Raw genomic sequence first — 1,031 nt, forward strand, 5'->3', positions numbered from 1 at the left:
CATGATCCTTTATTTCGTTTCGACTGTGGATTCCTTGTGTCTGATGTCGTACCATCTGAAAGCTCTTATTCACGCATGATTCAAGTCATTAGTGAATCAGATGTGCTAGATAAAATGAACGATACACTCATCAAAACAGCGATGTTGGAAGGCTTTCTAAATGATGAACATGTCGCCATCGATGCGAGTCACTTTGAAGCTCGTGATGCTTTCACACCATCAGAAAAGAAAGCACCTAAAACTCCTAAAAAACGTGGTCGTAAAACTAAAGCTGAACGAGCTGTTTGGTTAGCCGAACAAGTAGAGAAAAAAGGAAATCAATCAACCTATGAAAAAGAACTGAAAGAACAGCTGGATATCCCATTAGAAACCCTTTGGAAGGATGTACCGATTGAGCCAAAATGGGGTGTGAAAAAGAATAGTAAAGGAAAAAATACATTCTGGTTTGGTTATAAAGCACATTTAGCTGTTTCGACGAAAAGTCAATATATCATCACTCGTTTGATGTCCTCAGGTAATTTAAGTGATTGTAAAGCTGCGATTCCATTATTGAAAAAACTTCATCACTTAGGAAACGGTCAATTTACAATAGCTATATTTGATGCTGGTTATGATGTTGAACCTATTTACCGTCAAGCCGTATCACAGTCCATGCGAGTCGTGATTCCTTACAACGTTCGCCGAGAAGGAGAATATATAGGATTCGATGAACATTTTCGTCCAACCTGTGTGCGTGAACATAGTTACCAATATGACAGCTTTGACGCTAAGTACAATACATTAAAATTCACACGTCCAAAGGAATGTGCAACTTGCCCATTACGAGAAGACACCCTTTGCCAAAAAGTTTTCAAAATCAAATGTGATATAGATATCCGTAAATTTACCTATCCAGCACGTGGGACAGAACGATGGAAACAGCTTTATCAAGAACGTACAGCAGTCGAACGCGTTAACGCTTATTTAAAGGAATACTTTCAATTAAACAATGTCCGTCATCGTACAGGAAAGAAAGCAAAAATGCATTTCAA

The 1,031-nt window shown here is 38.3% G+C and carries 1 protein-coding gene; it reads left to right on the plus strand.

All coding sequences use genetic code 11. The features are described from left to right. Positions 1-36: 36 nt before the first annotated feature. Positions 37-1,031 (plus strand): transposase (locus tag HF990_RS14920; protein ID WP_168412890.1); only part of this gene is annotated, 995 nt, incomplete at its 3' end.

This window comes from Ureibacillus thermosphaericus, assembly GCF_012396605.1.
In the GTDB taxonomy this organism is placed as follows: domain Bacteria; phylum Bacillota; class Bacilli; order Bacillales_A; family Planococcaceae; genus Ureibacillus; species Ureibacillus thermosphaericus.